The organism is Citrobacter sp. Cpo032, assembly GCF_030332975.1.
In the GTDB taxonomy this organism is placed as follows: Bacteria; Pseudomonadota; Gammaproteobacteria; order Enterobacterales; family Enterobacteriaceae; genus Citrobacter; species Citrobacter portucalensis.
The window spans coordinates 195745-221509 of sequence record NZ_JAOWGU010000044.1; the positions used below are offsets into that span (position 1 = coordinate 195745).

At 53.6% G+C, this 25765-nt stretch carries 22 protein-coding genes; 3 read left to right on the forward strand and 19 right to left on the reverse strand.

All coding sequences use genetic code 11. From position 1 onward, the window contains the following. Position 1: 1 nt before the first annotated feature. The 5 genes from menH to OGY33_RS12100 form a co-directional block, all read right to left on the reverse strand. The gene (gene menH / locus OGY33_RS12080) at positions 2 to 760 is read right to left on the reverse strand and encodes a 2-succinyl-6-hydroxy-2,4-cyclohexadiene-1-carboxylate synthase (RefSeq protein ID WP_048215862.1); all 759 of its coding nucleotides are present in this window, start codon (positions 758 to 760) and stop codon (positions 2 to 4) included. Further along, positions 757 to 2427, reverse strand: coding sequence for a 2-succinyl-5-enolpyruvyl-6-hydroxy-3-cyclohexene-1-carboxylic-acid synthase (menD, locus tag OGY33_RS12085; protein WP_191238272.1), 1671 nt, complete (start codon positions 2425 to 2427; stop codon positions 757 to 759). Before menD ends, menH begins: the two co-directional genes overlap by 4 nt. A gap of 87 nt (positions 2428 to 2514) precedes the next feature. Then, positions 2515 to 3813, reverse strand: coding sequence for an isochorismate synthase MenF (gene menF / locus OGY33_RS12090; RefSeq protein ID WP_048215860.1), 1299 nt, complete (start codon positions 3811 to 3813; stop codon positions 2515 to 2517). Between the two features lie 104 nt (positions 3814 to 3917). Next, the gene (gene elaB, locus OGY33_RS12095; RefSeq protein WP_003027683.1) at positions 3918 to 4223 is read right to left on the reverse strand and encodes a stress response protein ElaB; all 306 of its coding nucleotides are present in this window, start codon (positions 4221 to 4223) and stop codon (positions 3918 to 3920) included. 63 nt (positions 4224 to 4286) lie between these two features. Further along, positions 4287 to 4748, reverse strand: coding sequence for a GNAT family N-acetyltransferase (locus OGY33_RS12100; RefSeq protein WP_191238271.1), 462 nt, complete (start codon positions 4746 to 4748; stop codon positions 4287 to 4289). Positions 4749 to 4815: 67 nt separating this feature from the next. Here OGY33_RS12100 and rbn point away from each other — a divergent pair, with 67 nt between their 5' ends. Both rbn and OGY33_RS12110 read left to right on the forward strand, forming a co-directional pair. Beyond that, positions 4816 to 5733 carry a ribonuclease BN gene (gene rbn, locus OGY33_RS12105; RefSeq protein WP_191238270.1) on the forward strand — a complete coding sequence of 306 codons (918 nt, stop codon included), beginning with the start codon at positions 4816 to 4818 and terminating at the stop codon, positions 5731 to 5733. Positions 5734 to 5797: 64 nt separating this feature from the next. Then, a complete protein-coding gene (locus OGY33_RS12110; protein ID WP_032944079.1) occupies positions 5798 to 6802 on the forward strand; it encodes a chemotaxis protein in 1005 nt (334 codons plus the stop codon). Positions 6803 to 6860: 58 nt separating this feature from the next. Here the strand turns inward: OGY33_RS12110 and nuoN are convergent, their stop codons facing one another. The 14 genes from nuoN to lrhA all read right to left on the reverse strand — a co-directional run bounded on the left by nuoN (position 6861) and on the right by lrhA (position 23559). After that, entirely contained in the window at positions 6861 to 8318 is a 1458-nt protein-coding gene (gene nuoN, locus OGY33_RS12115) for an NADH-quinone oxidoreductase subunit NuoN (protein ID WP_003027689.1), read from the reverse strand. A 6-nt stretch (positions 8319 to 8324) separates the two neighbouring features. Beyond that, positions 8325 to 9854 carry an NADH-quinone oxidoreductase subunit M gene (gene nuoM / locus OGY33_RS12120; protein WP_003027692.1) on the reverse strand — a complete coding sequence of 510 codons (1530 nt, stop codon included), beginning with the start codon at positions 9852 to 9854 and terminating at the stop codon, positions 8325 to 8327. A gap of 251 nt (positions 9855 to 10105) precedes the next feature. Beyond that, entirely contained in the window at positions 10106 to 11947 is a 1842-nt protein-coding gene (nuoL, locus tag OGY33_RS12125) for an NADH-quinone oxidoreductase subunit L (protein ID WP_003834744.1), read from the reverse strand. Next, the gene (gene nuoK, locus OGY33_RS12130) at positions 11944 to 12246 is read right to left on the reverse strand and encodes an NADH-quinone oxidoreductase subunit NuoK (RefSeq protein WP_000612644.1); all 303 of its coding nucleotides are present in this window, start codon (positions 12244 to 12246) and stop codon (positions 11944 to 11946) included. Before nuoK ends, nuoL begins: the two co-directional genes overlap by 4 nt. After that, a complete protein-coding gene (nuoJ, locus tag OGY33_RS12135; RefSeq protein ID WP_003028059.1) occupies positions 12243 to 12797 on the reverse strand; it encodes an NADH-quinone oxidoreductase subunit J in 555 nt (184 codons plus the stop codon). The genes nuoK and nuoJ overlap by 4 nt, the downstream gene beginning before the upstream one ends. Before the next feature lie 11 nt (positions 12798 to 12808). Continuing rightward, entirely contained in the window at positions 12809 to 13351 is a 543-nt protein-coding gene (gene nuoI, locus OGY33_RS12140; RefSeq protein ID WP_003028062.1) for an NADH-quinone oxidoreductase subunit NuoI, read from the reverse strand. Between the two features lie 14 nt (positions 13352 to 13365). After that, on the reverse strand, positions 13366 to 14343 hold the full coding sequence (gene nuoH, locus OGY33_RS12145) for an NADH-quinone oxidoreductase subunit NuoH (RefSeq protein WP_003028063.1): 978 nt from the start codon (positions 14341 to 14343) through the stop codon (positions 13366 to 13368). Then, positions 14340 to 17066, reverse strand: a complete 2727-nt coding sequence (gene nuoG, locus OGY33_RS12150; protein ID WP_032941985.1) for an NADH-quinone oxidoreductase subunit NuoG — start codon at positions 17064 to 17066, stop codon at positions 14340 to 14342. The genes nuoH and nuoG overlap by 4 nt, the downstream gene beginning before the upstream one ends. Before the next feature lie 80 nt (positions 17067 to 17146). Then, on the reverse strand, positions 17147 to 18484 hold the full coding sequence (gene nuoF / locus OGY33_RS12155) for an NADH-quinone oxidoreductase subunit NuoF (RefSeq protein WP_003834753.1): 1338 nt from the start codon (positions 18482 to 18484) through the stop codon (positions 17147 to 17149). Then, a complete protein-coding gene (gene nuoE / locus OGY33_RS12160) occupies positions 18481 to 18981 on the reverse strand; it encodes an NADH-quinone oxidoreductase subunit NuoE (RefSeq protein WP_003028069.1) in 501 nt (166 codons plus the stop codon). The genes nuoF and nuoE overlap by 4 nt, the downstream gene beginning before the upstream one ends. 2 nt (positions 18982 to 18983) lie before the next feature. Continuing rightward, positions 18984 to 20786 (reverse strand): NADH-quinone oxidoreductase subunit C/D, encoded by a 1803-nt coding sequence (gene nuoC / locus OGY33_RS12165; RefSeq protein ID WP_191238269.1) that lies wholly within the window; start codon positions 20784 to 20786, stop codon positions 18984 to 18986. Positions 20787 to 20871: 85 nt separating this feature from the next. After that, a complete protein-coding gene (nuoB, locus tag OGY33_RS12170) occupies positions 20872 to 21534 on the reverse strand; it encodes an NADH-quinone oxidoreductase subunit NuoB (protein WP_003028075.1) in 663 nt (220 codons plus the stop codon). A 15-nt stretch (positions 21535 to 21549) separates the two neighbouring features. After that, positions 21550 to 21993 carry an NADH-quinone oxidoreductase subunit NuoA gene (gene nuoA, locus OGY33_RS12175; protein ID WP_003028077.1) on the reverse strand — a complete coding sequence of 148 codons (444 nt, stop codon included), beginning with the start codon at positions 21991 to 21993 and terminating at the stop codon, positions 21550 to 21552. Positions 21994 to 22620: 627 nt separating this feature from the next. Beyond that, positions 22621 to 23559, reverse strand: a complete 939-nt coding sequence (gene lrhA / locus OGY33_RS12180) for a transcriptional regulator LrhA (protein WP_003834760.1) — start codon at positions 23557 to 23559, stop codon at positions 22621 to 22623. Positions 23560 to 24486: 927 nt separating this feature from the next. Here lrhA and alaA point away from each other — a divergent pair. Beyond that, complete coding sequence (gene alaA, locus OGY33_RS12185; protein WP_003028082.1) at positions 24487 to 25704, forward strand: alanine transaminase AlaA; 1218 nt, start codon at positions 24487 to 24489, stop codon at positions 25702 to 25704. Positions 25705 to 25765 lie beyond the last annotated feature (61 nt).

The window sequence follows — 25765 nt, forward strand, 5'->3', positions numbered from 1 at the left end:
GTCAGCGACGCAGAATCTGAGCCAGACAGTCCACTACACCCGCGGGGTTGTCCCGATGCGCGTTGTGTCCGGCATTACGAATCACATGGTTTGGTACTGATATTTCCGCCGCCAGAGCACGGAATTTTTCGTCACGTTCACCACATAAATAATAAAACGGAAATGTGCGCGTCGTGAGTTGCGCACGTAAATCAGGTTGTACGGCAAGCGAGGTGGCCTCCAGCATTGCCGCCAGCGTTTGCCCATTATTCTGGCTACGCAGTGCGACCAGCGCCTCTCTTTGTTTCGCGTTCAGCGAGGAAAAAACGGGCTGTTGATACCAGTCATTAAACACCTCACGTAGCGGATCTGCGCGAAATCGTGCAGCCCAGCAGCCATCCGAGAGACGGCGTTGCACGCGCGCCTCCTCGCTTTGCAAGCCGGGATGTCCACCTTCAACCACCAGACCACAAAGCCCTGGCATCTCCTGACTGGCCGCCATCATCGCGACTCTGCCGCCAAGAGAGTATCCCACCAACCAAAAGTTAAGTATGTTGTAACTAAGCAGGGTGTTACGCAGCAAAACGTTTACGTCATCGAACCCGCTCACGCTGATGTCAGCGGAGCCACCGTGTCCCGGCAGGTCGATGTATAGCCGCGAATAATCCTGAAACGCTTCGCCGATCGTCTGCCATTCCCGGCAATCGCCAGAGAAACCGTGCAGGAAAACCAGCCAGGGAAATCCCGTTTGGCCCTCTTTCGCCTGCGCATGCAGGATCATAGATGACTTACCTGCGCCAGCAGTTGCTGCAAGGTTTGCGCCCCGTCAGTTTCGTTCACCACCAGCTCAATCACCGTGGCCGCAGGTGTACGCCACGCGTTAGTCAACGCGCTCTCCAGCTGCTCCCAGTTTTCCGGGCGCTGGTATTTAAGGTTAAACATGGCGGCAGCATGCTCGAAATGTACATTCTGCGGCATCAGATAGAACCGTTCGCGTTCGCTGGCTGGCGTCGGCAGCAGGGAAAAAATCTGCCCGCCGTTATTATTGACCACTATCAGGACAAACGGTGCAGAAACCTGGCGCAATAACGCCAGCGCATTCAGGTCATACAATGCAGATAAATCGCCAACAATCGCCAGCGTCGATTTCGCGCTGGCACGCTGTACACCTGCTGCCGTTGACAGCAGGCCGTCAATACCGCTCGCGCCACGGTTGCTATAGACCGGGTAACCAGCCGGAAGCTGCGACAGCGCATCAATCAGGCGCACCACCAGACTGTTACCCACAAACAGCTGGCCCTGCTCCGGCAAATAGTCGCGGATACGGTGGGCTAGTTGCGCTTCACCAAACGCCTCACGACGGGCTTCTACCGCCTGCCAGGCCTGTTGCGCCAGACGAGGGATCTCAATACACCAGGGCTGACGTTTCTCCGCCGGATGCAGCTCCAGCCAGTCGCCAACTTTCGCCACCAACCTGCGGCCGCGATGATGGGCCGGATCGAGGCGGCCTTCGATATTATCGACAATCCAGTATTCCTGCGGATCGCAGCTGACCTGCCATTGCAGCAGACGTTTTCCGGTCAGGCTGCTACCAAGCTGCACCACAATCTGCGCCTGCTGCAATTCAGCTACCGCTTTCGCATTTCCCAGCCACAGGTCGGCGCACGGCAGCGGTTGTCCGGTTTGCGACAGAACATCACCAATCAGCGGCCAGCCTAACGTCTGCGCCCACTGCGCAACCTTCTTACCTTCTTCCGCGCTCATGCGGCCCGCAATGACTACGCCGCGTTTTTGTCGCCAGATAAACCAGTCGCGTTGTTTGTCGCTTTCCAGCCGACGCGCTTCTCGCAGCCAGGGTTTATCGTCCTGCCACCAGTCGCCGAGGCGCTGCTGCCAGGCAATCCCCGTTTCGTCCATATCGCCATACAGCGGTTCCGCAAACGGGCAATTGATATGAACCGCCCCGCCATGCAGGGCAGCTAACGCATTATCAATCGTGGACACCAGCCAGCTTGCCGGAATGTCCTGAGTCGGACGCGGTAAAGAGAGCGTTTGCGATGGATGCGAGGCAAACATTCCGGCCTGACGAATCGCCTGGTTCGCGCCACAGTCGATAAGCTCTGGCGGTCTGTCCGCGGTAAGTAAAATCAGTTTTTCACCGGTCAGGCCCGCTTCAATCAACGCGGGATATAAATTCGCCACCGCGGTACCGGACGTCACAATCACGGCGACAGGCTGCCGGCTGACTTTTGCCAGACCTAAAGCCAGATGCCCAAGACCGCGCTCGTCAAAATGGGTATGGTGGATGAATGCGGGGTTTTCCGCTGCCGCCAGCGTCAACGGTGTAGAACGAGAGCCAGGGGCAATGCAGACATGCCTGACGCCGTGGCGAGTGAGTGCTTCCAGAATGACCGCCGCCCAGCGTCGGTTAAATGCGCTTACTGACATGAGATTGTCCGGTATCAATATTGCGACACAGTATAGAGAATCGAATAAATGGATTTTTGATATGAATCGGAAATATACACGAAATCACTATCCTTCCATCTGTAATAAAGTACGTAACCCTGCCGCTTTATTGTCTATTTCTTGCCATTCCTGCTCAGGATCTGAGCCACGTACAATCCCTGCCCCGGCATACAGGCGTACCACGTTTGCGCTAATTTTCGCTGAACGCAATGACACACAAAACTCGCTTTGGCGCAAAGAAAGATAACCCGCTGAACCGGCATACCACTCGCGTTCAAAGGGTTCATTTTGTTGGATGAATTCACGCGCCAGCTCACGCGGAATACCGGCAACTGCCGCCGTGGGCTGAAGCTGCATCAGGCAAAGCATATCGTCGGCCTGATTCAGTTCCGTCCAGATGCAACGGCGCAGGTGCTGCACTTTACGCAGCCTGAGCACCTGCGGTGGCAGCACATCGAGAGTTTGCGTACAGCCTTGCAGACGCTGGCAAATATCTTCGACCACCAGCATATTCTCGCGCTGGTTTTTATCATCTTTCATTAGCCAGTCGCCCAATTGCCAGGCCCGATGATCCTCAGGGTGATTGGCCACGGTTCCGGCCAGCGCCTCGGTGCGCAGCGCCGTATCACGTCGTCGATACAGACGTTCAGGAGAAGAGCCAAGAAAAGCGGTGTCGGCGGAGAATGCCATAAAGAAATGGTAGCAGTTCAGATTTAAGCGACGGCTGGAAGCCATCACGGCAGCGGCATTAACTGACTGAGAAAATTGTAAATCGGTCGCCCGCGCCAGCACGACCTTATCGAGGTCTTCTCCTGCGATCGTTTGAGTGGCGAGTTTTATCAGGTCTATCCAGCCAGCTTTCTCCGGCCAGTGCTGTTCTCCCGTCAAACTCAAACGCAATGCAGGGAGCGGTTTTACGGGAGCAAGCGATGAGATGAAGGCGATCGCTTGTGTAGCGTCTTCACGTAGCGACACGTCGCTATAGAGATGTAAGCGTAAGCTCGCCACTCCGGCGCAACGTCGCCACTCCAGCCGCGGCAGCAGTAAATTGCCACGCTGAGGCTCAAAGGCATTCAGGCCCCAGATGCGCAGGTCGGGATGATTATCATGCTGATGTAAAAATTGCTGGGCTGATTCCAGCGAGGAAAATGCGGCGACGGTCCCTAATACGGCGGCTTCTTCATCGCCGTTACGCTGCTGCCAGTAAAACTGGGGCCAGACGGGTTGACTGGCCAGCCATCCTAAAGCGTCAAACGCATCATTCAGTGGGAAAGGTATATCGTAAATACGAATTCCAGGTGCTGCTGGCATCTCTTGCGATAAATGACGCATCAGACTTTCCAGCGCAGTAGTGATTGAATGCACGCGGACCTCTCCCTGTTAAAAACCTCTCATTATACGGGGTACTGAGCAGAAAAAGCAGTACCCCCAGTTAGGGAGTACGTACAAATGCGATGACAGAACGGAATTTATCGCCGCGCTAACAATAATCCCATCACTAAACCGACCGTGGCGCCAACGCCGATTCCTCGCCAGGGTTTTTCGTGCACATAGTCATCCGCCCGACAAACGGCTTTTTTCGCACGGTAATAGTAGCTGTCAGAAGCATGGCTGACGCGATTTCTCACCTCTTCTAACGCCCGCTCTGCCCGCGCTTTTAACTCAAGGTATTTTTGATCTGCAGGGTCGCCAGAAGAACGCAGCACCTCTTCCAGCGTTTCACTTAATAATTCCAGATCATCATCGATACGTGATTCATAAGAATGAAAAGACATTATATTCTCCCTTTCTATTGACGTACCCGCTAACTATAGACAACCTGGACTGATTGCGCCTGTTTACGCCTGATGTGCTTCCCGCGCCATTCCGACGTGTGGAATACCATCTTCGTCATAGATATCCGTAACCGGAACAAAGCCAAAGCGTGCATAGAATGATTGCAGATGCGCCTGCGCGCCCAGATACAACGCCTTGTGCGGCCAGTGTTGCGCGCAGGATGCCAGCGTCTGGGCCATTAGCTGTTGCCCCAGTTTTTCACCACGCAGCGCTTCGCTTACAATCACCCGACCAACCACTACCGGCTCCAGCTCGTCATCGCTTTTCAGAATCCTCGCATACGCCACCAGCTCATCGTTATGCCAGCCCAGAATATGCCGATTCTCTCCAGCCAGGTCATCGCCATCCACATCCTGGTACGGACACTGTTGCTCAACTACAAACACCGCGCATCGTAGCTGAAGTAGTGCGTACAGTTGTTGGGTACTCAGCTTTGCATGGTGGAGATCTTGCCAGTGAATCATTGTCTGCCCCTATGTTGTGATAACCTGAACACCCTGCCTTATTGATGGCGAAAAGTGTAACGCAAAGATGGAATTACTATTTTTAGGCACGTCTGCGGGAGTCCCCACGCGCTCACGCAATGTAACGGCAATTTTACTGAATCTGCAACACCCGACTCAGGCGGGGCTGTGGCTTTTTGATTGCGGCGAAGGGACACAGCATCAGATGCTCACCACGCCTTTCAATCCAGGAAAACTCGATCGTATTTTTTTCAGCCATCTGCACGGCGATCACCTGTTTGGTTTACCGGGGCTACTGTGCAGTCGCTCAATGGCCGGCAATGTCCAGCCTCTGACGCTCTACGGGCCAAAAGGGTTGCGAGAGTTTACCGAAACCGCATTGCGTCTGAGCGGCTCCTGGACCGATTATCCGCTGGATATTGTAGAAATCACCGCGGGAGAGATTGTGGATGACGGCCTGCGAAAAGTAACGGCTTACCCGCTGGCGCATCCGCTGGAATGCTACGGTTTTCGCATTCAAGAGCACGACAAACCGGGTGCGCTTGACGCTAGCGCCCTGAAGGCGGCAGACGTTAAAGCGGGCCCGTGGTTTCAGGATTTGAAAGCCGGAAAAACCATCGTGCTGGAGGATGGTCGAGCGATTAACGGTGCCGATTTTCTTTCCCCGCCCACCAGGGGAAAATCAGTCGCTATTTTCGGTGACACAGGACCCTGCGCGTCCGCCATTGAACTGGCTCGAGGTGTAGATGTCATGGTACACGAAACCACGCTGGACGCTTCAATGGAGGAAAAAGCCAACAGTCGCGGGCACAGCTCGACCCGACAAGCCGCAAAGCTGGCGCTGGAGGCCGGAGTGGGACGCCTGATCATGACCCACGTTAGCTCACGTTACGATGAAAAAGGCTGTCAGCGATTACTCGAAGAGTGCAAAGCAATATTTCCAGACACGGAACTGGCTCACGATTTCGCCATTTTCACCGTTTAACGCTCTATTTTTCCGCCTCAGTGCCGATAACAGTGGAAAGGCTGGCTTTCACACTGAGGACAGGATGAACAATTTCCAGAAAGATATTGATGACAGGACAAACCTAACCCTGTCTAACCGTTTTGAACTGCTGCTGTTTCGCCTCGGCAAATCTGTTGAGGAGCAGAAATCAGAGCTGTTTGGCATCAACGTATTCAAGCTGCGTGAAATCGTGCCGATGCCGACCTTTACGCGTCCGGCGGGTATGAAGGCCCCGTTACTGGGTATGGTTAACATTCGCGATCAGGTGATCCCGGTGATTGACCTGCCCGCCGTCGCGGGCTGTAAGCCAGAGACCGGACTCAATATTCTGTTGATCACAGAATATGCCCGCAGCGTCCAGGCTTTTGCGGTGGAGTCAGTGGAAAATATTATGCGCCTGGACTGGCAACAGGTGCATACCGCCGAGAAAGCCGTCAATGGTCGCTATATCACCAGTATCGCTTGCCTGGACGACAACAAAGAGACCAACAACCTGGCGCTGGTACTCGACGTTGAGCAGATCCTGTACGACATCGTACCGGCGAACCACGACCTGCGCGCAACCGATCTGAAAACCAATAAATTCAACATCACGCCGGGTGCGGTGGCGATTGTGGCTGATGATTCCAAAGTGGCCCGCGCAATGCTGGAAAAAGGGCTTAACGCCATGGAGATCCCGCATCTGATGCATGTAACAGGTCAGGATGCGTGGGAAAAAATACAGCAGCTTTCCGCAGAAGCGCTGGCGGAGGGTAAGCCTGTCAGTGAGAAGATCGCTCTGGTTCTCACCGATCTCGAAATGCCGGAGATGGACGGTTTTACGCTTACCCGTAAGATAAAAACCGACGAACGTCTGAAGAAAATCCCGGTCGTTATCCACTCTTCGCTTTCCGGTAGCGCGAACGAAGATCACGTTCGCCGAGTAAAAGCGGATGGCTACGTGGCCAAATTCGAAGTCAATGAGCTTTCTTCAGTGATCCAGGAAGTGATGGATCGCACAGCGAAAGGCATCAGCGGTCCGCTGGTGAGCCGTCAGCTATTAAACTGACCGTATTTCACGCATAAAAAAACCCGCCAAGGCGGGTTTTTTCGTTTCCGTATTTCTTTTACATCAGCGGAGTCGCTAACTGCACAATGCTGATCAGCGGTTGCGGGTAAATACCCAGCACCAGTACCAGCAGGGCAGAAATCAGCACTACGATACCGCCCGCGCTGTACTGCCAGTTGGACGGCGCATCGCGGTTCAACTGCTGCGGTGCGCTCAAGTACAGGCTCACCGCAACACGCAGGTAGTAGTACAAACCAATCGCGGAACCGACCACCACCGCGGCAACCAGCCACCACAGGTTAGCCTGTACACCGACGGCCAGTACGTAGAACTTACCGATAAAGCCCAGCGTCATCGGGATACCTGCCAAAGACAGCATCATCACCGTCATCACTGCCGCGAGGATCGGACGATGCCAGAACAGACCACGGTAGGAGAACAGAGAGTCTGCATCCGGACCGCGGTACGGGCTGGACATCAGGCTGACCACACCGAACGCGCCGAGGCTGCTGAACAGGTAACCGGCCAGGTAAACGCCAACCGCTTCCATCGACATCTCGCCGCTCTGCAGAGCAATCAGCGCCACCAGCAGGTAGCCGAGGTGAGAGATAGAAGAGTAACCGAGCAGACGTTTAATATTGGTCTGGCTCAGCGCCATCAGGTTACCGAAGATGATGGAAGCAAAGGCAATCACGCCCAGTACGATACGTACCGCTTCGCTATCCCCTACCGGTGCGTACAGGAACAGACGCATCACCACGCCGAAGATAGCGATTTTGCTCGCCGTCGCCAGGAAAGTGGAAACCGGAGCAGGAGCGCCCTGGTATACGTCTGGCGTCCACAGGTGGAACGGAACCAGCGAGAGTTTAAAGCCGAGGCCAACAATCATCAGACCGAAGCCCGCCAGCAGCAGCGGTTCGTGCAGCATGCCGTCGCCGAGGCTCTTACCGAGCGCAACAAACGACAGATTACCAGACTGCGCGTACACCAGCGCCATACCGAACAGCAGGAAGGAAGACGCTGCGGCAGACAGAATGGTGTATTTGATACTGGCTTCCAGCGAACGTTTCTGACGGAACGCATAGCCAACCAGACCAAACAGCGGCAGAGAGATAAGCTCAATACCAAGGAACAGCGCCGCCAGATGGTTAGCGTTAGCCAGCAGAATACCGCCAAGTGCGGCAATCAGCACCAACAGGTAGAACTCTTCCCGGTTGTCATCGTAGCCTTCCAGCCACGGGTAAGCAAAGGTACAGGTGGCAAGACTCGCCAGCAGCACCAGCCCGGTGTAGAGCATGGCGAAACCGTCAACCCGCATCAGCGGGGTGACGTCCATGGCGCCCGCCTGGCCAACAAACCAGAGCGAAACAAGCGCGGCGTTAAGCCCAATGACCGACAGCGTGGCATTGAGGAAGTGATTGCGTCGCCACGCAATGGAGAGCATCACAACCACCACCGTCAAGCCGACGATCAGCAGCGGTAGCAGCGCAATCAGGTGTTGTGGAGTTATTGTCATGGCGATTTACGGCCTTGTAGTAGTAACGGAATTAACAAACCACTGCTGGATGTTGCTCATCGCAGAATGCGAGGTATCCAGAATCGGCTGCGGATAGAAGCCAAGCAGTACCAGAAGCACGACCAGCAACAGGATGATAAACAGCTCACGCAGCGACATCCCTGGCAGTTCAACACTGGCAATCTGGCTCTTCGCTTTACCGAAGTAAGCGCGATGCAGCATCGCCAGCGAGTAAACAGAGGCAAACACCAGACCAAAGGTCGAGATCACGGTAATGACCGGAACCACCTGGTAGCTGCCGAACAGAATCATAAATTCGCCAACGAAGTTACCTGTACCCGGCATACCCAGCGTACACACTGCGAAGAACATCGACAGCGCAGGCAACCATTTCATTTTGCCCCACAGGCCGCCCATCATACGCATATCACGCGTGTGCAGACGTTCGTACAGCTGACCACACAGAATGAACAGACCGGCTGCGGACAGACCGTGCGCAATCATCTGGATAACAGCACCCTGGTACGCCAGCTGGCTGCCGGTGTAGATAGCAATCAGTACGAAGCCCATGTGCGATACGGAGGTGTAAGCGATCAGACGTTTGATGTCGTACTGATTAAAGGCCATCCACGCGCCGTAGAAGATACCGATAACGCCCAGCCACATTGCGATAGGTGCAAACTCAGCCGACGCGTTCGGGAACAGCGGCAGAGAGAAGCGCAGCAGACCGTAAGCCGCGGTTTTCAGCAAGATCCCCGCCAGGTCAACGGAACCTGCGGTCGGCGCCTGGGAGTGCGCATCCGGCAACCAGCCGTGCAGCGGAACTACCGGCATTTTCACCGCGAAGGCGATGAAGAAGCCCAGCATCAACAGATATTCCACACCGTGGGACATCGGGGTATTCAGCAGCTCTTCATAGTTGAAGGTCCACACACCGGTCGCTTTATAGTGCACAAACACCAGCGCCAGGATGGCAATCAACATTACCAGACCACTCGCCTGGGTATAAATGAAGAACTTGGTCGCCGCAGTGATACGCGTTTTACCGTCAGAGGCTTTATGGCCCCACAACGCGATCAGGAAGTACATCGGCACCAGCATCATTTCCCAGAAGAAGAAGAACAGGAACATGTCGATGGCAAGGAACACGCCGATCACGCCGCCTAAGATCCACATCAGGTTCAGATGGAAGAAGCCCTGGTATTTTTCGATTTCATTCCAGGAGCAAAGTACCGCCAGAACACCGAGCAGACCGGTCAGCACTACCATCAGCAGCGACAGACCGTCGATAGCCAGATGAATAGAGATGCCAAAACGTGGGATCCACGGCAGGACAAATTCAGACTGCCACTGCGGAATGCCAGCGGATTGCGTCAGTGAATAGCCGCCCTGCAACCACAGTTGCAGGCCAAGCGCCAGCGTCAATCCCATGGTAATCAGCGCGATCCAGCGCGGCACCTTCACGCCAAAGCGTTCGGTCTGCCAGCACAGGAAGCCACCGATAAAGGGAATTAATATCAACCAGGGTAATAACATAGCTAAGTATGTCCCTTATATTTACTCCTGCTCAGGCTATCTCACTCGTCAGCCCAAATCCCGGCAGTGCTCGCAATCTTCACGTACTTCAGTACGCTCCGGTTGCTCTGCGCTGGCGGTCTCCGGTCTGACTTCGTCGATGACGCCTGTACATCAGGAACAGATTTTCAACGAATTCTAAAAATTATTTTTGGGTTTGTAGGCCGGATAAGCGCAGCGCCATCCGGCAATCGTTCATCCAGCCAACAAACTCAACGCAGTACCATCAACAGTGCCAGCACAACGACGGCGCCGATGCTCATTGATGCAACATACCAGCGCAGATAACCGTTCTCGCTCAACAGCAGGCCTTTACCTGCAAAGCGGGAAAGGATCGCCGGAATGTTCATCATTGAGTTGAGCGGATCGCGTTTCAGCAACCAGGCAACACCCAGGAACGGCTTAACGAACACTTTGTCGTACAGCCAGTCGAAGCCCCAGGCGTTATACCACCAGGTACCCAGCAGGCGGCCCGGCGCACTGTTCGCAATCGACGTCACCAGTGTGCGTTTACCCAGCCACAGCCATGCTGCGATCAGGATGCCCGCAATCGCTACGATACCGGAGGTAATTTCCAGCGTCATGACGCGACCATGCTCAAGCTCGGTCGTCGCAGGCAGTACACCCTGCAGTGGCGGCACAATCAGCGCGCCAACGAAGGTGGACAGGATCATCAGCACAATCAGCGGCAGATGATGGGTAATCCCCTTCCCTGCGTGGGCGTGAATTTGTTCTTTACCGTGGAACACGATGAAAATCATACGGAAGGTGTACAGAGAGGTCATGAATGCACCGACCAGACCTGCAACCATCAGATTAATATGACCATTCGCCATTGCACCGGCCAGAATCTCATCCTTACTGAAGAAGCCAGCGGTAATCAGCGGCAGAGCCGACAGCGCCGCGCCACCGATCAGGAAGCAGAGATACACCAGCGGAATTGACTTACGCAGCCCGCCCATCTTGAAGATGTTCTGTTCGTGGTGGCAAGCCAGGATAACCGAGCCGGATGCCAGGAACAGCAGCGCTTTAAAGAAGGCGTGCGTCATCAGGTGGAAAATCGCCGCATCCCACGCCTGTACGCCGAGAGCCAGGAACATATAACCAATCTGGCTCATGGTGGAGTACGCAAGAACGCGTTTGATGTCGGTCTGTACCAGCGCAGCAAAACCCGCCAGCACCAGCGTGATCGCACCGATAATCCCCACCAGGTGCAGGATTTCAGGCGTCATCAGGAACAGGCCGTGCGTACGTGCTATCAGGTAGACACCAGCGGTAACCATCGTCGCGGCGTGGATCAACGCGGAGACAGGCGTCGGGCCGGCCATCGCATCAGCAAGCCAGGTCTGCAACGGCAGCTGTGCAGATTTACCGACCGCACCGCCCAGCAGCATCAGGGTTGCCCACATCAGCATGTTGTTACCGTCTGCAAAGTGCGCAGGCGCCAGTTCCACCATTTCGCGGAAGTTCAGCGTGCCCAGCTCGTTGTAGAGGATGAACAGCGCGAACGCCAGGAATACGTCACCAACGCGGGTTACCACGAAGGCTTTCATTGCCGCAGCGCCATTCTTCGGATCGGTGTAGTAGAAACCAATCAGCAGATAGGAGCACAGGCCCACGCCTTCCCAGCCGAGGTACATCAGCAGCAGGTTATCCGCCAGTACCAGAACCACCATGCTGGCGATAAACAGGTTGGTGTAGGCGAAGAAACGAGAATAGCCCTCTTCTCCGCGCATATACCAGGAGGCGAACATGTGGATCAGGAAACCAACGCCGGTCACCACGGAGAGCATGGTCAGCGACAGGCCGTCCAGCACCAGGTTAAAACCGATGTTGAAGTCGCCGACTGACATCCACGTCCACAGCGGCTGGCTGTAAGCCTGCTGGCCATTGGCAAAGAAATCAACGCCAACAAACGCAGTCACCAGCGCGGCCAGACCGATCGACCCGACACCCACGGTAGCGGACAGATTTTCTGACCAACGACCACGAGAAAACGCCAGTAATACAAAGCCAATAAATGGCAGAATAATGGTTAAGGCAAGCATGTTCATCCACGCATCTCACTTACTGAATCGATGTTCAGGTTCTGGCGACGGCGATGAAGTTGCAGCAACAGCGCAAGCCCAATGCTCGCTTCGGCAGCCGCAAGGCTGATGGCGAGAATATACATCACCTGACCATCGGTCTGGCCCCAGTAGCTTCCGGCGACCACAAAGGCCAGCGCGGAGGCGTTAATCATGATTTCCAGTCCGATCAGCATAAACAGCAGATTGCGGCGGATAACCAGACCGGTTAAGCCCAGCACGAATAAGATCGCAGCGAGGATCAGTCCATGTTGTAAGGGGATCATGCGTGCTCCTCCGTTTTTCTTTTCGCGCGGTCATCGGTGCGATTGCTCAGCACTTCACCAGAACGCTCTTCGCGCCCCACGTGGAAGGCCACAACCAGACCCGCCAGCAGCAGCATCGAAGCCAGTTCAACCGCCAGTACATACGGTCCGAACAGGGAAATACCGACTGCTTTCGCGCTAATTGGCGTGCCGTCGATGCCCTGATCGTTAACGCCCAGAATGGCGTAAACAATAACCACCAGCATAATGGCCGACAGAATCGCCGGACCAATCCACACCTGCGGTTTCAGCCACTGACGTTCCTGTTCAATTTCAGAACCACCAAGGTTGAGCATCATCACCACGAACACGAACAGCACCATGATGGCGCCCGCGTAGACGATAATTTCCAGCGCACCAGCGAAGTAAGCGCCTAACGAGAAGAACACCCCAGAAATCGCCAGCAGCGAAATAATCAGGTACAGCAACGCGTGTACCGGATTGGTGTGGGTGATCACCCGCAAGGTTGCGAGAATGGCTATCAGGCCACAGATATAAAAAGCGAACTCCATTGCCCCTCTCCTTACGGTAACAGGCTCTTGACGTCGATAGGCTTAGCTTCGTTCTCTGCTTCGCCCTTATCTTTGCCGTCGATTGCCATACCTGCCATCCGGTAGAAGTTATATTCCGGGTATTTGCCCGGACCGGAGATCAGCAGATCCTCTTTCTCGTAAACCAGGTCCTGGCGCTTGTACTCACCCAGCTCGAAATCTGGAGTCAGCTGAATAGCCGTAGTCGGACAGGCTTCTTCGCACAGGCCGCAGAAAATGCAGCGTGAGAAGTTAATGCGGAAAAACTCCGGATACCAGCGGCCGTCTTTGGTCTCTGCTTTTTGCAGAGAAATACAGCCTACCGGACACGCTACCGCACACAGGTTACAGGCAACGCAGCGCTCTTCACCGTCTGGATCACGAGTCAGAACGATACGACCACGAAAACGGGGCGGTAGATAGACCGGCTCTTCCGGATACATCTGCGTTTCGCGTTTCGCGAACGCATGCAGGCCGATCATCCAGATACTGCGTACCTGGGTGCCGAAACCTACGAACAATTCTTTTAAGGTCATGGTCTTTGTGTCCCTTATTGCGCCTGCCAGAGAATGACAGCCGCCGTTACCAGCAAGTTGACGAGCGTCAGCGGCAGACAGACTTTCCAGCCGAAGGACATTACCTGGTCATAACGAGGACGCGGTAACGACGCACGAATCAAAATGAACATCATCATGAAGAACGCGGTTTTCAGCGCGAACCAGACGAATGGCGGTAAGAACGGGCCATGCCAGCCACCGAAGAACAGGGTAACCATCAGTGCAGAAATGGTGACGATGCCGATGTATTCACCCACGAAGAACAAACCGAATTTCATACCGGAATATTCAATGTGGTAACCGTCGGCCAGTTCCTGCTCGGCTTCTGGCTGGTCAAACGGGTGACGGTGGCACACCGCCACGCCCGCGATGGCAAAGGTGACAAAACCAAAGAACTGCGGAATAACGTTCCAGATATCAGCCTGGTTGTTGACGATGTCGGTCATGTTAAATGAACCGGCCTGCGCCACCACGCCCATCAGGGAAAGCCCGAGGAACACTTCGTAGCTCAGCGTCTGCGCAGACGCACGCATCGCACCGAGCAGGGAGTATTTGTTGTTACTGGACCAGCCAGCGAACAGCACCGCGTATACCGCGAGGCCCGCCATCATCAGGAAGAACAGGATCCCGATGTTCAGGTCAGCAACCACCCAGTTCGGACTCACCGGCACGATGGCGAAAGCCAGCAGCAGCGAGGTGAAGGCGATCATCGGTGCCAGGGTAAAGATGACGCGATCCGAGAATTTCGGGATCCAGTCTTCTTTAAAGAACATCTTGATCATGTCCGCAACCAGCTGGAGCGAACCGCCCCAGCCAACACGGTTCGGTCCGTAACGGTTCTGGAACAGACCCAGCAGACGACGTTCGCCAAAGCTCATGAATGCCCCGCAGGTGACCACCACCAGCAGGATCACGACCGCTTTGAGAATGCTCAGCAAGATCTCAATCAGATCGGGTGTAATCCAACTCATTGTTGTGCCTCCTGCAGATCCTCAAGACGCGCACCTGCCAGAACCGGCGCGATGCCAGGCATACCCATCGGCAAACCAACCTGCCCTGCCGTTAATCCTTCAGCGATTTCAACCGGCAGCGTAACCGTGTTGCCATCGTAGCTGAAAGAAACGCGCGTACCGGCATTAACACCCAACTTCGCGGCATCAGCCGGGTTGAGTTTGATGTACGGCTGCGGCATACGGGTCTGGAAGACTGGCGCACGCTGGGACATTTCGTCACTGCCAAACAGATGGTAGTACGGCGCTATACGCCACTGACCATCCTGAGCCTGGAAGCTCGCCGGAACGGTAGTGAAGTAATCCATACCATCTGCAGAAGCTTCGATCAGACGCACGCCCGGATCGCCATGACGCAGTTTACCGCCCACTTCATCCTGGAACTTGTTCCACGCCTGTGGGGAGTTCCAGCCCGGAGCCCAGGCAAACGGAATTTGTGAACGCGGCGCAGACGGTTGGTTGTTCCCTTCCATAGAGAAGGCGAACATTGTGTCTTTGTCCTGCGGCTGGCGCGGTTCGTGTACGCTGATGTTGGCGCGCATTGCGGTACGACCGCTGTAGCGGTGCGGTTCACGAGCCAATTTCTGTCCACGGATACGGAAGCTTGCGTCCGGAGCGGCATCTTTGATACCCGCCAGTTGCGGCAGCTTCTCAACGACCGCGTCGATAACGTGGTCGAGCTGCGTCCAATCCACTTCGCGGCTCTGCACGGTGCTGTGCAGCGAGTGCAGCCAGCGCCAGCTTTCCAGCATCACGGTGTTACTGTCGTAGTAGGACGGGTCGTAGACCTGGAAGAAACGCTGAGCGCGGCCTTCGTTGTTAATCACCGTACCATCGCTTTCGGCGAAACTTGCGGCGGAAAGCACCAGATGAGCGTTTTCCATAATTGCCGTACGCTGATGGTCAATGACCAGTACCAGCGGCGCTTTCGCCAGCGCTGCGTTCACACGCGTTGCTGAAGCATGGCGATGCAGGTCATTCTCCAGCACCACAACGGCGTCAGCACGACCTGTTTCCAGCTCGGTCAGCGCATCGTCAAGGGAACCACCGCCAATCATACCCAGGCCCATGCTGTTAACAGAGCGAGCAATCATGGTGATGCCGACGTCTGCGCCACGGCCTTTCAGCGCCTTCGCCACGTTGGCAGCCGCCTGAATCACTTCGGCGCTACCGGCGTTGGTGCCGGAAATAATCAGTGGTTTCTTCGCCCCGGCCAGTGCCTGAACGATAACGTCAATTTTGTTCTGCAGGTCACGGTCGATACCGTCAACCGCCGGAGCGTTGTTATCCAGCGCATGAGCGATAGCGAAACCTAAACGCGCCTGATCTTCAACCGGTGCACGATAGGTCCATGCGGCGATGTCATCCAGACGGGTGTTATCGACGTTGGTAACGAACAGCGGGTGCTTAGCACGCTGGCCGATGTTAAGGATTGCTGCGATCTGCCAGTCAGCCACTTTCTGTGCCGCCGCCATTTCACGCGCTTTACCTTTCACCGCCTGACGCACTGCCAGCGCAACGCGTGCGCCGGTCTGGGTGACATCTTCGCCCAGCACCAGAACCGCATCATAAGATTCGATTTCGCGCAGTGCCGGAGTATGAATCCCGCCGTCACGCAGCACGCTCAGTGCCAGTTGCAGACGTTCCTGCTCGCCCTGGGCGATACCGGTATAGAAGTTATCCGCACCCACCAGTTCACGCAGCGCGAAGTTACTTTCAACGCTGGCGCGCGGGGAGCCGATACCAATTACTTTCTTCGACTGACGCAGAATATCTGCCGCGCCCTGCATCGCCTGCTCGGCGTTCAGCGTGATCAGGTCATCGCCACGACGCTGTACCGGCTGACGCGGACGGTCTTTCAGGTTCACGTAACCATAGCCAAAACGACCACGGTCGCAGAGAAAGTAGTGGTTAACGGTACCGTTATAACGGTTTTCGATACGACGCAGTTCACCGTAGCGCTCGCCCGGGCTGGTGTTACAGCCGATGGAACACTGCTGGCAGATGCTCGGCGCAAACTGCATGTCCCATTTACGGTTATAACGCTCAGAGTGCGTTTTATCGGTGAAGACGCCGGTCGGGCAAATTTCTACCAGGTTACCGGAGAACTCGCTTTCGAGCGTACCGTCTTCCGGGCGGCCAAAGTAGACGTTGTCATGTGCGCCATAGACGCCCAGATCCGCGCCATCGGCGTAATCTTTGTAGTAACGTACGCAGCGATAGCAGGCGATGCAGCGGTTCATTTCGTGAGAGATGAACGGCCCCAGGTCCTGGTTACGGTGAGTACGCTTCGTGAAGCGGTAGCGACGGAAGCTGTGACCGGTCATGACGGTCATATCCTGCAGGTGGCAGTTGCCGCCCTCTTCACAGACCGGACAGTCGTGCGGGTGGTTAGTCATCAACCACTCCACGACGCTTTCGCGGAACTGTTTCGCTTCTTCGTCATCAATAGAAATAAAGGTGCCTTCGGTGGCCGGTGTCATACAAGACATCACCAGGCGACCACGCGTGTCTTCCGCGTTTTGATATTGCTTCACCGCACACTGGCGGCAAGCACCGACGCTTCCCAGCGCCGGGTGCCAGCAAAAGTACGGAATATCAAGGCCGAGAGACAGACAAGCTTCCAGCAGGTTGTCCGCTCCGTTGACCTCATATTCTTTGCCGTCTACATGAATCGTAGCCATAGTCAGCATGCTTCCAGTTGGCTCGGTCGTAACCGAGCGTTAATCGAATTTCTTATCGCGACACAGGGCTAACCCTGTAATCACCAGCGCTCTTTCAGCAGGTTCGGCTGAATACCACCAATCTGATGGGTATTGCTGAAGGACTGCTTGATGCCAGCTTCGAATTCTTCGCGGAAATATTTAATGGCGCTCTGCAGCGGTTCCACTGCACCCGGTGCGTGTGCACAGAAGGTTTTACCCGGGCCGAGGAAACGACACAGTTGCTCAAGTGTCTCGATATCCCCAGGCTGGCCTTCGCCACGCTCCAGCGCGCGCAGAATTTTCACACTCCACGGCAGACCGTCACGGCACGGCGTACACCAGCCGCAAGACTCGCGGGCAAAGAACTCTTCGAGGTTACGCACCAAAGGAACCATGCCAATCTCGTGATCAACAGCCATGGCCAGCGCGGTGCCCAGACGGCTACCTGCTTTACCAATGCTTTCGAATTCCATCGGCAGATCGAGGTGTGCTTCGGTCAGGAAGTCAGTCCCTGCACCGCCTGGCTGCCAGGCTTTAAACTTCAGTCCATCGCGCATGCCGCCCGCGTAATCTTCGAGGATCTCACGCGCGGTAGTACCGAAAGGCAGTTCCCACAGGCCAGGATTCTTCACGCGACCAGAGAAGCCCATCAGCTTGGTGCCCGCGTCTTTGCTCTTCGAAATGTTCTGGTACCACTCCACGCCGTTCGCGAGGATAGCCGGTACGTTACACAGGGTTTCGACGTTGTTTACGCAGGTCGGTTTGCCCCATGCGCCAGAGCTTGCCGGGAACGGCGGCTTGGAACGAGGGTTAGCACGGCGACCTTCGAGGGAGTTGATCAGCGCGGTTTCTTCACCGCAGATGTAACGCCCTGCCCCAGTGTGGACAAACAGTTCGAAGTCGAAACCGGTGCCCATGATGTTTTTGCCAAGCAGACCGGCTTCGGTCGCTTCGGCGATCGCGCGACGCAGATGCACGGCTGCTTCGATATATTCACCGCGCAGGAAGATGTAACCACGGTACGCTTTCAGCGCAAACGCGGAAATCAGCATGCCTTCCACCAGCAGGTGCGGCAGCTGTTCCATCAGCAGACGGTCTTTATAGGTGCCCGGCTCCATTTCATCGGCGTTACACAGCAGGTAACGGATGTTCATGGATTCGTCTTTCGGCATCAGGCTCCACTTCAGACCGGTGGAAAAGCCCGCGCCGCCGCGCCCTTTCAGGCCAGCGTCTTTTACCTGATTAACGATTTCGTCCGGTGACAGCCCGGTCAGGGCCTTACGCGCACCTTCGTAGCCGTTCTTGCTACGGTATTCGTCCAGCCAGACCGGCTGTTTGTCATCACGCAGACGCCAGGTCAGCGGATGGGTTTCGGGAGTACGGATAATGTCTTTCATTTATACCGCTCCAGTAGTTCGGGAATGCCTTCCGGGGTCAGGTGAGCATGAGTATCTTCATCGATCATCATGTTTGGCCCTTTATCGCAGTTCCCCAGGCAACAGGTCGGCAGCAGCGTAAAGCGACCATCAAAGGTCGTCTGCCCCGGCTTGATGTTGAGTTTTTTCTCAAGCGCGGCCTGGATCCCCTGGTAGCCGTTGATATGGCACACCACGCTGTCGCAATAGCGGATCACGTGGCGACCTACCGGCTGGCGGAAGATCTGGCTATAAAACGTAGCAACACCTTCTACGTCGCTTGCCGGAATACCCAGCACATCAGCGATCGCATAGATCGCCCCATCCGGCACCCAGCCACGCTGTTTCTGAACGATTTTCAGCGCTTCAATGGACGCCGCACGCGGGTCTTCGTAGTGGTGCTTCTCGTGCTCAATCGCTTCACGCTCAGCCGCACTCAGCTCAAAAGCCTCGGTTTGTGGTTGTTGATTCTCGTGCATAATTAGCGGTCCACATCTGACATAACAAAATCGATACTACCCAGATGGACGATTAAGTCGGACACCAGGCTGCCACGTACCGCTACCGGGATCTGCTGCAGGTGCGCATAGCTCGGGGTACGGATACGGGTACGGTAACTCATGGTGCTGCCATCGCTGGTCAGGTAGTAACTGTTGATACCCTTGGTCGCTTCCACCATCTGGAAGGACTCGTTTGCCGGCATAACCGGACCCCACGAAACCTGCAGGAAGTGGGTGATAAGGGTTTCGATATGTTGCAGCGTGCGCTCTTTCGGCGGCGGCGTCGTCAGCGGGTGATCCGCTTTGAACGGGCCTTCCGGCATATTATTGAGGCACTGCTCAAGGATGCGCAGACTCTGGCGCAGCTCTTCAACTTTCAGCATCACGCGGGTATAGCAGTCAGAAACGCCGCCGCCAACCGGGACTTCAAAGTCAAAGTTTTCGTAGCCAGAGTACGGACGCGCTTTACGCACGTCGAAATCAATACCGGTCGCGCGCAGCGCAGCACCGGTACAACCCCAGTCCAGCGCTTCTTTCTTACCGTAAGCGGCAACGCCCTGCGAACGGCCTTTCAGGATGGTGTTACGCAGTGCGGCTTTCTCGTAAGAATCCAGACGTTTTGGCATCCAGTCGAGGAAGTCACGCAGCAGCTTGTCCCAACCGCGCGGCAGATCGTGTGCCACACCGCCGATACGGAACCAGGCCGGGTGCATACGGAAACCGGTGATCGCTTCCACCACGTCATAGATTTTCTGACGGTCGGTAAAGGCGAAGAATACCGGGGTCATCGCGCCGACGTCCTGAATGAACGTGGAGATGTACAGCAGGTGGCTGTTGATACGGAACAGTTCGGACAACATCACGCGAATCACGTTGACGCGATCCGGTGTGGTGATACCAGCCAGCTTCTCAACGGCCAGTACGTAAGGCATTTCGTTTACGCAGCCGCCGAGGTACTCAATACGGTCGGTGTACGGAATGTAGCTGTGCCAGGACTGACGTTCACCCATCTTTTCAGCGCCACGGTGGTGGTAGCCGATGTCAGGTACGCAGTCGACGATTTCTTCGCCATCAAGCTGCAGCACAATACGGAAAGCACCGTGAGAAGACGGGTGGTTAGGACCGAGGTTGAGGAACATGAAGTCCTCGTTTTCGGTACTACGCTTCATACCCCAATCTTCAGGTTTGAAGGTCAGCGCTTCCATTTCCAGATCCTGTTTGGCTTTAGTCAGCTCAAACGGATCAAATTCAGTCGCACGCGCCGGGTAGTCTTTACGCAGCGGATGACCTTCCCAGGTATGCGGCATCAGCAGACGCGTCAGGTGCGGGTGACCTTCGATATCGATGCCAAACATTTCCCAGGTTTCACGCTCGTACCAGTTGGCGTTCGGGAACAGTTTGGTGAAAGTCGGTACGCGCAGATCGTTTTCAGACAAAGCCACCTTGAGCATGATATCGCGATTGCGTTCAATGGAAATCAGGTGATAGAAAACGGAAAAATCCGCGGCAGGTAACCCTTCGCGGTGCGTACGCAGACGTTCGTCCATGCCGTGTAAGTCAAACAGCATGACGTAAGGTTTCGGCAGTCTCTTTAAGAAATCGCCAACTTCCAGTAATTGTTCACGCTTGACCCAAACAACGGGTACCCCGGTGCGAGTCGCCTGAACGGTAAAGGCATCCGGCCCAAAATGGTTGCGCAGTTCGCCAATGACCGGGTCATCAAGGTGATCCCGTGTTTGCCATACGGCGTCTTGCGCGGTTAAGTCGGTCATATTGTTCACCATTGCAAATGGTCCGTGGTGGTCGGCAGTGCTTCGCGCTATTTATGTAGTGATAAGCGAAGGAAGTGCTGCTGCCGACAGGCGCAAATTAAATCTCGTCTGGTGTACGAAGATTCGTTACAGCAATACGTTCGCCGCGTTTACGCTCGCGTTCTGACTGCATATTGGCGCGATAAACGCCCTGATCGCCAACCACCCAGGAGAGCGGACGGCGTTCTTTGCCAATGGAATCTTGCAGCAGCATCAGAGCCTGCATATACGCTTCTGGGCGCGGCGGACATCCCGGGATGTACACATCGACCGGAATAAATTTATCAACACCCTGCACCACAGAATAAATGTCGTACATACCGCCGGAGTTGGCGCATGCGCCCATGGAAATAACCCATTTCGGTTCCAGCATCTGATCGTAGAGGCGCTGAATAACTGGTGCCATTTTGGTAAAGCAGGTTCCGGCTACGACCATCAGGTCAGCCTGACGCGGCGATGCACGCAGTACTTCCGCACCAAAACGGGCCACATCGTGCACGGCGGTAAACGAGGTCACCATCTCAACGTAGCAGCAGGAAAGGCCAAAGTTATATGGCCAAATTGAGTTTTTACGGCCCCAGTTAACCATGTCATGCAGTTTGCCCATGAACACGTTTTTGTTAACTTCTTGTTCCAGGGGGTCGGTTACGATCTCCTGTTTTTGCAGGGGGTAACGGTCGTTCTCACCGTTAGGATCTATGCGGGTGAGCGTATAATCCATCTTAATGCCTCGCGGTTAGCGTTGACGATTAGCGATACTGTTCGTTTCCGGGTTCATACGCTCGCGGCGTGAACGCGCGGGCGTCCAGTCCAGCGCGCCAATACGCACCAGATAAACCAGACCTGCCAGTAACACAAAAATAAAAATTGCAGCTTCCACAAAGCCAATCCAACCGCTTTCACGGATAGAAGTTGACCATGCGAACAGATACAGCGCTTCAACGTCGAAGATAACGAAGAACATGGCTACCAGATAAAACTTGGCAGACAGGCGCAGGCGGGCGGTGCCGACCGAGTCGATACCTGATTCAAACGGCACGTTTTTAGATCTCGCGCGTGCGCGACCCCCTAAAAACCAGCCGCCGACGAGCATCAGGCAGCACAGGCCAATGGCAACGATAAGAAAGATAGCGAATGCCCAGTGATGAGCGATGATTTCAGTGGATGTTGACATACTCATTGCTTACTCATCAAAAGTAGCGCCAAATTCTCTGCTCTTTTCGGCAGATGAACGCCACATCGATTCATGGGGAGGAATAAAAAAAACCTTACAATCACTGTGAAAAATCATTTTATACAGCTAATTGATGGGGTTTTTTACTCCTTTCTATAACCTTTTGTCAACTTTAACAAAAGTTTCCTCACATTATTTTACACTGTTCCAACTTCATTAACATAAAGTGCTCTTTAGACCCATTTCGATTGCATCATAGGTCATTTTTAATGTTGTTGAATCGTGTCCGTAGTGAAGTAAAAAAGATAATACACGTCTATTTTGACAGGAATTCACCCAGATGCCTCCCCCTAAATGGGAGTATTTTCTTGATCTGTGACACGCTTTTGTTAATTCACCATAAAAAACAGCAACAATTTCTCTAGTTTTTTAACATGGAAACATTTAGTAACTCAGCTGATTATTTTTCACCCTATTGTCAGTCTGTTTTTTTACCTGCTGATTTTGTTAAGTTTTAGTATATCAATGAACAGAAAGCAGTAATATTCGCATAAAAAAAGAGCCACTGGATGTTTTTTCATCATCAGTGGCTCTTTTTTACACTTACATTTTAAAACGTTTTTTTGTGACGCTTTACTCAAAGTCGCCTTCAACAATCAGCGAGTCATCTCCCCCTTCAGGGGTAAACTGATTGTATTGCCAAGGATTTTGATATGTCTGCATCGACTTAAAGATAACCTGAGCTAATTCATTTTGCGTGGCCGGATCGCTGCACAGCAGATACTCGGTATCAGGCAGAGGTGGCAATCCGTCTGCCGCACCCAGTACGCGTAAATCCGGGCTCATCATTTCGACAGGACGGGCAGTAACGCCCAGCCCTGCTTTTACCGCCGCGCGGACCGCAGGCAATGTTGAAGCGACATAAGCCAGACGCCACGGGATCTGTGCTGCATTCAACGTCGCCAGCACGATATCGCGAAACGGGCTGGGATCGTCCAGCAGAACTAACGGCACCGGTTCCCCTTTTTGCAGGATATATTCGGCTGCGCAATACCAGTGCGTCGGTGAAGTTCGCAAATTCAGGCACTCAAAATCGCCAGGTCGGTTAGTGGTGACCACTAAATCCACTTCTTGCGACTTAAGCATCTCCACCATGTAGGCGTTGCGTTTCACTCTGACATCCAGTGCAAGTTTCGGATAAACCGAACTTATACGGTTAAGCAGAAAAGGGAGTATGGTATCGGCGGATTCATCAGAAGCACCGATAGTTAACACCCCCTGAAGATTGTTAAACATCAATGATGAGCATGCCTCATCATTAAATCGCAGTATTTTCCTGGCGTAACCCAACAGCTGGATACCATGTTCGGTCAGCAGTTTGTTGCGTCCATGGCGCGCGAACAACTCTTTCCCCACAAGTTGTTCAAGACGCTGCATTTGCTGACTTACCGCAGACTGAGTTCGACATACCGCAGCTGCCGCAGCCGCAAAGGTATTCAGGTCGGCAACAGCAACAAAGGTTCTCAGCAGATCGAGGTCGAGGTTAATTATCGGACGATTTGCATTTATCATAGTTTTTCACTTACTCGCGGGTCATACCGGGTTAATGCTGTGCATTCAGAATCAAACAACTCCATTTGTAATGTGCCTCCCTTCAGTTTCGCTTAGTGTAACCAAGTGAAAATAAGGATGTATTTGGTTTAACAAACGAAACAATTCTCTTTCTGAGCTATTTTAATACCCGTGATATTCATCGGAATATAGCAACGAGAAAGAGCCGTATTTTTAGCTGCTGGATGATTCTGACTAATGGGAAACATGTAAATTTTGTAAATTTAAAAAATAGTTAACGAACAATAATTTACACATTAAAAACTAACTTTTCAGGATGTTAGGAACAACCAACAAACATTTGAATTATCGTAAAATTCGTACTACACACCATTTCATAGGAGTTATCTTAACCTAAAACCACTATATTTATAAGTGTTATCGCGAATAATTCCGGGCAAATTGGTGTTATGTCAGCGCAACGGTTTTCGTATTATTGGCCCACTCAATTTGATGTCGTTTAAATAATAAATAATAATTAATTAAGAATCTCTCAATTCATTAATTATGCTTAACAATGGATTCACACCGCATCACGCAGGGATCAGACCGATAACAGATTTCGCAGGCAAAACCTCAGTATTTTCGAATTACGCCATTCAGCTGAGATCTCGGCTACCTTTTTCTTTACAGGTCTAACTTTTTTTGACCAGACAAATCACCACACCCACACTAACAAAGCAAAATATAAACCACAAAAAACACAACAATCCAGATTATTACTCTACAAAAATCACATTATTTAGTTATTAACAGTGAATTATAATCCTCCTACTTTCCAAAATCTTCTACTAAAGACCCTTCAAAACTCACCGTCGTGGGAGTACATTGTGCTGGGCTGACTTCCACGGCAGGGAGTGGCATTCACAGCTAAAAAGGTCAACGTTCATGTCCCCCATTGAAAAATCCAGCAAATTAGAAAACGTCTGTTATGACATTCGCGGCCCGGTTCTGAAGGAAGCAAAGCGCCTGGAAGAAGAAGGCAACAAAGTTCTGAAACTGAACATCGGCAACCCTGCGCCTTTCGGGTTTGAAGCGCCAGATGAAATTTTGGTGGATGTGATCCGCAATTTGCCAACTGCGCAAGGATATTGCGATTCCAAAGGCCTTTATTCAGCCCGCAAAGCAATCATGCAGCATTACCAGGCCCGTGGGATGCGCGACGTAACCGTGGAAGATATCTATATCGGTAACGGCGTATCTGAATTGATTGTGCAGGCCATGCAGGCATTGCTAAACAGTGGGGACGAAATGCTGGTTCCTGCACCTGATTATCCACTGTGGACGGCGGCGGTTTCGCTCTCTGGTGGTAATGCCGTGCACTACCTGTGTGACGAATCGTCAGACTGGTTCCCGGACCTGGATGATATCCGCGCCAAAATTACGCCGCGTACCCGTGGGATCGTCATCATCAACCCAAACAACCCTACTGGCGCGGTGTATTCTAAAGAGCTGCTGATGGAGATTGTTGAGATTGCCCGCCAAAACAATCTCATCATCTTTGCGGACGAGATTTACGACAAAATTCTTTACGATGACGCCGAGCACCACTCGATTGCGGCAATGGCCCCTGACCTGCTGACTATTACCTTTAACGGCCTGTCAAAAACCTATCGTGTTGCCGGTTTCCGCCAGGGCTGGATGGTATTGAACGGACCGAAGAAACATGCCAAAGGGTATATCGAAGGCCTTGAGATGCTGGCTTCTATGCGCCTTTGTGCCAACGTTCCGGCACAACATGCCATTCAGACCGCACTGGGTGGATATCAGAGCATCAGCGAATTCATCATGCCAGGCGGGCGTCTGTATGAGCAACGTAACCGCGCCTGGGAACTGCTTAATGACATCCCCGGCGTCTCTTGCGTAAAACCGCGCGGTGCGCTGTATATGTTCCCGAAAATTGATGCTAAACGCTTCAATATTCATGACGACCAGAAAATGGTACTCGACTTCCTGTTGCAGGAAAAAGTACTGCTGGTCCAGGGGACGGCATTCAACTGGCCGTGGCCGGATCATTTCCGCATCGTCACGCTACCGCGTATTGACGATATCGAAATGTCGCTGAGTAAATTTGAGCGTTTCCTGTCAGGGTATCGCCAGCTGTAACCACGCAAAGTGCTGCCGGGTTTGCATCCGGTAGCACTCTCTGCGCAAAATACCGTTACTG